Source organism: Actinoallomurus sp. NPDC052274, assembly GCF_040679475.1.
Classification (GTDB): Bacteria; Actinomycetota; Actinomycetes; order Streptosporangiales; family Streptosporangiaceae; genus Actinoallomurus; species Actinoallomurus liliacearum.
This window is the reverse complement of record NZ_JBFAUT010000054.1, coordinates 58783-67091: the sequence shown is the minus strand read 5'-3', so window position 1 is coordinate 67091 and position 8309 is coordinate 58783. Positions and strand designations below refer to the sequence as shown.

The following is an 8309-nucleotide window of genomic DNA, read 5'->3' as shown; positions in this document are numbered from 1 at the left end:
ACACAGTGCCACCCCCCCCCCAATGGGGGTGCTGACCCCAGACCCCCGGGGGGGCCGCGCACCCATTAAACCAACCGCGTGCCGTTCCCCCCCCCCCCCCGGGGGCCCGCCCCACTTCCGTTCTTTGCCGCCACGGCCGTGCGCCTGCCTCAGCCGTGCTGCGGCAGGCGCATGGCCGTGGCGACCGTCCTCTGCGTCTTCGAGCGTGAACTCAACCGGGTCCTCAGGTCATCCGGCCGGATCGATCAGCCGCGTTGACGTAGCAGGCCCGGCGAACCGGTCATCGACCCGGCAAGGTGAGTGGGCCGTCGTGATCCCTGGCATGTGCTGTCTCCTAGTGGCAGCACATGCCAGGGATCACGGTCAGAGCCGGTCGTCGCCGCCAGTGCGCTCCCTGGCGTGGGCGTGGCCGTGCCTCCTCTAAGTGACGGTCATTGGCTGTGGAATGTGGCCGGATGCCGGTGATCGGCGGTGCAGACGAAGAAGCCGCCGTGGCTGTAGCGGCCGATCTCCAGCCCGGTCGGCTGTATCGCGGCCCAGTGGGCGTCGTCGTCGAGGTCGACGTCCTCGATCGGTCGCCAGCGGGGCGGACCACCGTCATGGTCGGACTCACCGCCCCATTCGGAGCTGTCCAGTTGGAGGATCAGGCGGGAGGGAGCGCCGCACTGCGCGCATTCCGGCGATTCCCCCATGCCGGTGACGTTCCAGGCCATGCCGCCGCCCAGCTTGCAACCGGACGCGATCGACAAACCGTACTGGTACGCGGGATAACCGGTCTCCCACTCCTCGATCGCATCCCGGATCTGCCGGGGAAGCTCCTCCGCGTACGGGTACTCGGTGATCGGTTCGGGGTCGAGCACGCACGGAGCCGCCACGAGCCACTTCGCCTTGACCATATGCGGCGCCGGCGGGTCGGCGAGGACGTCGGTCACGTCGGCCGCGCGGCGCCACCGCACCCTGATCGTCTCGTCCGGCCAGTCCCCATCGTGGTCGGGGCACCAGAGGATCTGCAGCAGGTCGCTTCCCTCTGGGAACGGGTACGCGGGGACGTCGGCCGCGTAGATCTGTGCGATCGGCACCATCGCGACCGGCGCGCCGGCGGACGGCTCCGGTCCGTGCGGATCGTCGCAGAACGGCCAGGGCTCGTCGGCGGGCCACCGCAGCGGCCCGCCGATGCTGCTGTCGTCCGGTCCCGGGTCGCCTTGCCGAGGGTGCAGCCGGATGGCGGTACGGGCATGAGCAGCCAGCTCGGGGATGGCTTCGGCGATGTCCACGATCGGTGGGCGGGTCGTGTGCGGCATGCGGATCATCTTCCTCCAACTCCCATCACGCCGGGCCGGCCCGCGAAGCGGTCTGTCGCACCATCTCACCGAAGAGCCGGTCAGGCGTCGTCGGGGAAGGTGGGGTGGGGGCCGAGGGCCCAGTACTCGAAGAGGCCGTGGCCGACGCCGCCGTCGTAGTCGAAGCGGGCCACGGCGTCGACCATGCCCCACATCCGGGACGCGTCCTCCGTACGCCGCAGGTCGTACGTGATGCCTTGGACCTTCGGCTCCGGGCCCTGGTACATCCCGTGCCGCCAGTCGGGTTCGAGGCCGTAGCCGCTGCCGACCATCATGTGGACGGGCAGGAGCGGGGTGACGCGCACGTCGAACGGCTTGCCCGCCGGCGGCGAGAAGGAGATCACCGCCTCGGTGACGTCGCGGGTCCCCGGGGCGTACGCCGGCCGGTAGTCGGGGCGGCCGAGGTACTCCGGCGGGCGGTCGTCCGGCCACACGCGCACGGCCTCCTCCAGGATCCGCCGGCCCTGGGCGTCCTCCTGGAGGATGCACAGGATCGCGTGGTCCTCGAACTGCATCGGCGCGTACAGCCAGTAGAAGCTCGCCGGGTTCTTCGCCTGGATGCCCGGCGGCTCCGCCTCGCCGACCGGGCGGATGCCCCAGGAGCGGTCGCGGCTGCCCCACCAGTGGTCCGGGGTGACCGGCAGCGTCGTGTCGTCCACGGTGATCGAGCCGGTCCACCGGCCGGTCTGGGCGAGCCGCCGGGAGTCGAAGACGACCCGTTCCTGGGCGCGGACGAAGTGCGGGGGCTCCAGTTGCGCCGGGATCGCGCCCTCCCAGGTCAGGTCGAACGCCAGCCCGTGGTCGTTCGGGTCGAGGACGACGCGCAGGCGCTTCAAGCCCTCCAGCACCTCGACGCGGAACGGGCCGACGGTCGTATCCATCCGGTCGGCGCCCAGTTCGCGGGAGGCGCGGACGACGCGGTGCAGCGGGCCGTACCGAACCAGGGCGAACGCGTCGGTGACACCCAGGTTCGGGTACTGGCCGAGCCCGACGATCAGCATCAGCTCGTCCGAGCGGGAGTGGCAGTTGAAGTAGTACCGGTCGTAGAAGTTCCGGTCGGAGGTGCCGACGTGCCGCATGACGTCAGGGACCTGGTGGACCGGGTAGTCGTCGAGCGGGGAGAGCGTCATCGCGGGCCTCCGGGCGGCGGGCCGGTCACGGGACCGGGCGCGGGCAGGTCGAGCAGCGCGGCCAGGAGCCGCGAGGCGGTGTTGTCCACGGGGAAGTCGCTGTCGGGCGGCACCAGGTCGAAGTCGATGAACGCCTGCCCGATCCGCGCCATGATCACCGCGAACTTGAAGGCGGACAGGACCTCGTAGTACGCCAGGTGCCGCGTCGGCCGGCCGGTCAGTTCCTCGTAGTACGCGACGGTGTCGGCGTAGGACGGGAAGCCGGGCAGGCGGGGCACGCCGATGCCCTCCGAGTGGTGGCGGTCCAGGTACATGTACCAGGCGAGGTCCTCCTCGGGCGCGCCGAGCGTGGCGATCTCCCAGTCCAGCGCGGCGCGCGGCTCGCCGTCGTCGCCGTACAGGATGTTCCCGACGCGCGAGTCGCCCCACAGCAGCACCGGCGGGTCGGGCTCGGGCGGCCGGTGCTCGCGCAGCCAGCGCAGCGCCGCCGCGCAGGTCGGCTGCGGGCGGTGGTAGGCCCAGCTCATGTAGTGGGTGTAGTAGCCGAGCCGCTGGTCCAGTCCCACCCGGCCGTACCTGGTCCGGTCGAGGAAGGCGAAGGGCGCCGGGTCCAGCCGGTGGAGTTCGGCGAGGATCTCCAGGCCCGCCGCCCACATCCGGTGCCGCCGCTCGGGCGCGGCCTCGGCGACCCATCCCGCCTGGTGGTACGGCGGATTGTCCTCGGGGGCCCGGCCGTCCACCCGGTCGATGACGTAGAACGGCGCGCCCAGCAGCGTCGGGTCGGGCTCATACCAGCGGATCGGCGGCACGGGGATCGGGGTCCGCTCGTCGAGGATGCGCAGCAGCCGGTACTGGTCGGCGTACGGCAGCGGGTCCGGGAACACCTGGTAGTGAACCGGAGCCACCTTGGCGACTAACCGTTCGGTACGGCCGCCGTGCTCGGCGTCGAACAGGAGCGTCTCGGCGGAGAACCCGGTGGTCCCGGGGATCTCCAGTTCGGACAGCGTGACGTCGCCGTCGGCGAGCCGCCCGGCCAGCCAGCGGGTCAGCACCGCACGGGTCACCTCGGGATTCCGCTGATCGGGAACGGGCATGGTCCGGCCTCCTCCTGCGCCCCCGCCGATGGTGTCCCCGATCTTGATCAGTACTTACCAAGCCGTCGCTTGGTCCGTCAACGGTGCACGGCTCGCGGAGACGGTCGCCGGGCGCGGAGGCCGTCCTTGGCGAGTCGGTCGACCTCATCCCTTAGGGGCGACCCGTATAGGCCCAAGGGACGAGTCCGGATCGGTCCCGGGAGCGATGTGAGGGCAGGGCGCGCGGCCTAGCTTCGTGGGTAGACGAACGCAAAGGAGAGTCGCAATGAACGGTCTGTCCCGTCCGCGCAAGGGGCGTGTCATCGCCGGCGTCTGCGCCGGGCTCGGCCGCCGGTACGGCATGTCGGCCTGGACGGTCCGGCTGCTGGCCATCCTGTCCTGCCTGCTGCCCGGACCGCAGTTCGTGATCTACCTGATCCTCTGGGTGATGATGCCCAGCGAGTCGTAGCCCGGCGCCGGCTTCGGAAGCTCGTCACACGCAAGTGACTGTCGGCCGGTCAGCCGACAGAACCTGTCCCGGCCGGACGCGGCCGGGATCACGAATCGAGCGCGGATGGGCCCTTGATGGCCCGCCCGCGCTCTTTCGTCGTCCCGGCGCTCACATAGGCCCGGCGGGCGGCGAGAACCGAGGCGGCGGCGTCCCGCGGACCCCGCCGGTCCTTCACCCCAGGTGCCAGACGGCGGGGAGGCCCTTGGCGGCGCCCTCCCCGGAGTAGTCGTGCACGACGTCGAGATAACCGGCCATGCGCGCCTGCCAGGCGACGTTGACCGGCAGATCCTCCAGCGCGGCCAGCAGGGCGGCGTAGTCGTCGCAGTCGATGACGTGGAACAGGTCGAGGCCGCTGCGCCAGATCGTCCACTCGTGCGCGCCGGCGTCCTTGATCGCCTGGACGAGGTCCGGCGGGACCTCCCGGTGCGCCCGCTCGTAGTCCTCCTCACGGCCGGGCTTGAGCCGGGTGTGCAGTGCGACGCGCATCGTCACTCCTCATCGCCTCCCTGCCGGCGGGCCCATTCCTCGACGGCGCCGATGTGCACGGCCGCGGCGACGCGGGCGCCGTCGGGGTCGCGCTCGGCCAGCGCCCGGTAGATCGCGTCGTGCTCGTGGTAGGTGCGCGGGAAGACGCCTTCCTCGCGGTGACCGCGCCAGACACGGGCGCGGAAGGTGCGGCTGTTGAGCCCGTCCAGGATCGCGCCGAGCACCGGGTTCCCCGCCGCCTCGGTGATGACGCGGTGGAACTCCAGGTCGTGCCCGACGATCTCCTCGGCGGTCGTGCCGCGCTCCATCGCGGTCATCTCGGCGCGCAGGCGGGCGAGACCCGCCTCGTCGATGCGGGCCGCCGCGGCGGCCGCGGCCGCGGGCTCGAGGATCTTGCGCACCTGGACGAGGTGGAGCAGCGTGTCGCCGCGGGAGATCTCCGCGACCACGCCGAACGTCTCCAGCAGGTCGCCCGGTTCGAGTCGGGTCACGTAGATGCCGGCCCCGTGGCGCGCCTCGAGGACCCCCATGACGGTCAGGGCGCGGATGGCCTCGCGCATCGAGCTGCGGGACAGGCCCAGGTCGGCGGCGAGGTCGCGTTCGGTCGGGAGGCGCTGGCCGGGTGCGAACTCACCCATGGCGATCCGGGTCTTGATCTCGTCGATCGCCCGCTGGGTGACGGTGGTCCTGGCACCCGCGTCGTCCGCCACGCGCGCTCCCTCCTCAGGCTGCGGATCACATCCTGCCGGATGAACAAAGGTCGTACCAATCAGTCGAAAGTAACAAGTAAGTAACGAGGTATTGCCAGGAGATCGCCCTGTAGTGGTCTTATGTCCGGGTAAGAGGTCCGATGAATGTGTGAGAGGTCGGACCACTCGAACGAGCAGGGGGTACGCCTACGTGAAGCTGCTGCGTGTCGGACCGGAAGGCGCCGAACGCCCCGCGGTCCTGGCCGAGGACGGCTCGCTCCTCGATCTGTCCGGCCTGACCCGCGAGATCGACGGCGACTTCCTCGCCACGGATCTGGAGCGGGCCAAGGCGGCGTACGCCGCGGGCGAGCTGCCGCCCATCCAGAACACCAAACGGATCGGCGCGCCGGTGGCCCGGCCCGGCAAGGTCGTGTGCGTCGGCCTGAACTACCGCGACCACGCGGAGGAGACGGGCGCGGACATCCCGGCCGAGCCGATCATCTTCATGAAGGCGTCGAACACGGTCGTCGGCCCGGACGACGACGTGCTCATCCCACGAGGCAGCGAGAAGACCGACTACGAGGTGGAACTGGCCGTCGTGCTCGGCGCCCGGGCCCGCTACCTCGACTCGCCGGCGGACGCGCGCCCCCTCATCGCCGGGTACGCGGTCAGCAACGACGTCTCGGAGCGGGAGTTCCAGCTCGAGCGCGGCGGACAGTGGGACAAGGGCAAGTCCTGCGAGACGTTCAACCCGCTGGGACCGCACCTGGTGACCGCCGACGAGGTCGACGACCCGCAGAGCCTCGGGCTGCGCCTCTGGGTCAACGGCGAGCTCCGGCAGGACGGCGACACCAAGAACATGATCTTCCCGGTGGACCACCTGATCTGGTACCTCAGCCAGTTCATGGTCCTGGACCCCGGCGACGTCATCAACACCGGGACTCCGGCCGGCGTCGCGCTGGGCAGCCCGGGTATCTCCTTCCTGCGCCGGGGGGACGTCGTGGAGCTCGAGATCGACGGCCTCGGGCGGCAACGGCAGAGGCTCGCATGAAGGTCATCGCACTCGAAGCCCACGACATCCGGTTCCCGACCTCGCGGCACCTCGACGGTTCGGACGCGATGAACCCGGATCCGGACTACTCCGCCGCGTACGTCGTGCTGCGTACGGACGAGGGTGCCGAGGGCCACGGGTTCACCTTCACGATCGGCCGCGGCACGGAGGTCTGCGTCGCCGCCGTCCAGGCGTACGCGCCGCTGGTCGTGGGCCTCGACCTCGACCTGTCCGACCTGGGCGGCTTCTCGCGGCGGCTGATCCACGACTCGCACCTGCGCTGGCTCGGCCCGGAGAAGGGCGCGGTCCACATGGCCGCCGCCGCGATCATCAACGCCGCGTTCGACCTGGCCGGCCGCGTCGCCGGCAAGCCGGTCTGGCGGCTGCTGGCGGACCTGCCGCCCGAGCAGATCGTCGACCTGGCCGACTGGAGGTACCTCACCGACGCCCTCCGCCCGGAGGAGGCCGTCGGCCTGCTGACGGCGGCCCGCGCGGGACGCGAGGACCGGGAGGCCGCCCTGCTGGCCACCGGCTATCCCGCGTACACGACCACGCCCGGCTGGCTCGGGTACACCGACGACAGGCTCGTCGCCCTCGCCCGGGAGGCCGTCGCGGAGGGCTTCACCCAGATCAAGCTGAAGGTCGGCGGCGACCTGGCCGACGACGTACGGCGGATGGAGCTGGCCCGCCAGACGGTCGGGCCCGACATCCGCATCGCGATCGACGCCAACCAGCGGTGGGACGTCGGTCAGGCGATCGAGTGGGTCCGAGCCCTCGAACCGTACGACCCGTGGTGGATCGAGGAGCCGACCAGCCCCGACGACATCCTGGGCCACGCGGCCGTGCGCCGCGCGGTCCGGCCCGTGCGGGTGGCGACCGGCGAGCACGTGGCGAACCGCGTCATCTTCAAGCAGCTGCTGCAGGCCGACGCGATCGACGTGCTGCAGATCGACGCCTGCCGCGTCGCGGGAGTGCCGGAGAACGTCGCGATCCTCCTGCTCGCGGCGAAGTACGGCGTCCCGGTGTGCCCGCACGCCGGCGGCGTCGGGCTGTGCGAGGTCGTGCAGCACCTGTCGATGTTCGACTACCTCGCCGTCAGCGGCAGCACGGAGGACCGCGTCATCGAGTACGTCGACCACCTGCACGAGCACTTCACCGACCCGGTGCGCATCCGCGACGGCCGCTACCTCGCGCCGGCGGCTCCGGGCATGTCGGCGCGGATCAGACCCGAGAGCCTGCGCGAATACGCCTACCCCGACGGCGCCGCCTGGAGGTCTTGACGTGGAGTTCGACGGCATCAGGGCGATCGTGACCGGAGGGTCCTCCGGCATCGGGCTGGCCGCCGCCCGCCTGCTCACCGAGCGCGGCGCGACCGTGAGCTGCCTCGACCTGACCGACCCGCCCGCCCCGCTGCACGGCGTACGGGCCGACGTACGGGACGACGCGTCGGTGCGCGCGGCGGTCGCGGCCGCGGTCGACCACCTCGGCGGCCTGGACGTGCTGGTCAACAACGCCGGGGTCGGCGCGCAGGGCACGGTCGAGGACAACGGCGATGACGAGTGGCGCGACGTCTTCGACGTGAACGTGTTCGGCATGGTGCGGGTGACCCGCGCCGCCATGCCGCACCTGTGCCGATCCGAGCACGCCGCGATCGTCAACACCTGCTCGATCGCGGCCACCGCCGGGCTGCCGCGGCGCGCGCTGTACTCGGCGACCAAAGGCGCCGTTCAGTCGCTCACCCTGGCGATGGCGGCGGATCACCTGCGCGACGGTATCCGGGTGACCTGCGTCAACCCGGGCACCGCCGACACCCCCTGGGTCGGCCGGCTGCTCGCCGCGACCGACGATCCGGAGGCGGAGCGGGTCGCCCTGGCGGCCCGCCAGCCGAACGGCCGGCTGGTCAGCCCGGAGGAGGTCGCCGCGGCGATCGCCTACCTGGCGAGCCCGCTGGCGTCGGCGACGACAGGAACGGCGCTGGCGGTCGACGGGGGCATGGCCGGCCTGCGACTTCGCCCAGAGAAATGAGGAC

At 71.5% G+C, this 8309-nt stretch carries 9 protein-coding genes; 4 read left to right on the top strand and 5 right to left on the bottom strand.

The window, feature by feature from the left end:
* Positions 1-431 precede the first annotated feature (431 nt).
* The 3 genes from AB0K82_RS34450 to AB0K82_RS34440 form a co-directional block, all read right to left on the bottom strand.
* The gene (locus tag AB0K82_RS34450; protein ID WP_364405107.1) at positions 432-1301 is read right to left on the bottom strand and encodes a hypothetical protein; all 870 of its coding nucleotides are present in this window, start codon (positions 1299-1301) and stop codon (positions 432-434) included.
* 80 nt (positions 1302-1381) lie between these two features.
* Entirely contained in the window at positions 1382-2470 is a 1089-nt protein-coding gene (locus AB0K82_RS34445) for a hypothetical protein (RefSeq protein ID WP_364405105.1), read from the bottom strand.
* Positions 2467-3564 (bottom strand): phosphotransferase family protein, encoded by a 1098-nt coding sequence (locus AB0K82_RS34440; RefSeq protein WP_364405103.1) that lies wholly within the window; start codon positions 3562-3564, stop codon positions 2467-2469. The genes AB0K82_RS34445 and AB0K82_RS34440 overlap by 4 nt, the downstream gene beginning before the upstream one ends.
* Before the next feature lie 265 nt (positions 3565-3829).
* On the opposite strand from AB0K82_RS34440, the gene AB0K82_RS34435 reads away from it, so the two are divergent.
* The gene (locus AB0K82_RS34435; protein ID WP_345360432.1) at positions 3830-4012 is read left to right on the top strand and encodes a PspC domain-containing protein; all 183 of its coding nucleotides are present in this window, start codon (positions 3830-3832) and stop codon (positions 4010-4012) included.
* A gap of 213 nt (positions 4013-4225) precedes the next feature.
* On the opposite strand, the gene AB0K82_RS34430 is transcribed toward AB0K82_RS34435, so the two are convergent.
* Together AB0K82_RS34430 and AB0K82_RS34425 are read right to left on the bottom strand one after the other, a co-directional pair.
* Complete coding sequence (locus AB0K82_RS34430; RefSeq protein WP_364405101.1) at positions 4226-4540, bottom strand: L-rhamnose mutarotase; 315 nt, start codon at positions 4538-4540, stop codon at positions 4226-4228.
* Positions 4541-4542: 2 nt separating this feature from the next.
* Entirely contained in the window at positions 4543-5250 is a 708-nt protein-coding gene (locus tag AB0K82_RS34425) for a FadR/GntR family transcriptional regulator (RefSeq protein ID WP_364405099.1), read from the bottom strand.
* Positions 5251-5440: 190 nt separating this feature from the next.
* Between AB0K82_RS34425 and AB0K82_RS34420 the strand changes: the two genes are divergently transcribed.
* From AB0K82_RS34420 to AB0K82_RS34410, 3 genes are read left to right on the top strand one after another with little or no spacing between them, the layout of a single operon-like run.
* Entirely contained in the window at positions 5441-6280 is an 840-nt protein-coding gene (locus AB0K82_RS34420; protein ID WP_364405097.1) for a fumarylacetoacetate hydrolase family protein, read from the top strand.
* A complete protein-coding gene (locus tag AB0K82_RS34415) occupies positions 6277-7560 on the top strand; it encodes an enolase C-terminal domain-like protein (protein ID WP_364405096.1) in 1284 nt (427 codons plus the stop codon). Before AB0K82_RS34420 ends, AB0K82_RS34415 begins: the two co-directional genes overlap by 4 nt.
* A 1-nt stretch (position 7561) precedes the next feature.
* Entirely contained in the window at positions 7562-8305 is a 744-nt protein-coding gene (locus AB0K82_RS34410) for an SDR family oxidoreductase (protein WP_364405094.1), read from the top strand.
* The last annotated feature ends 4 nt before the right edge of the window (positions 8306-8309 follow it).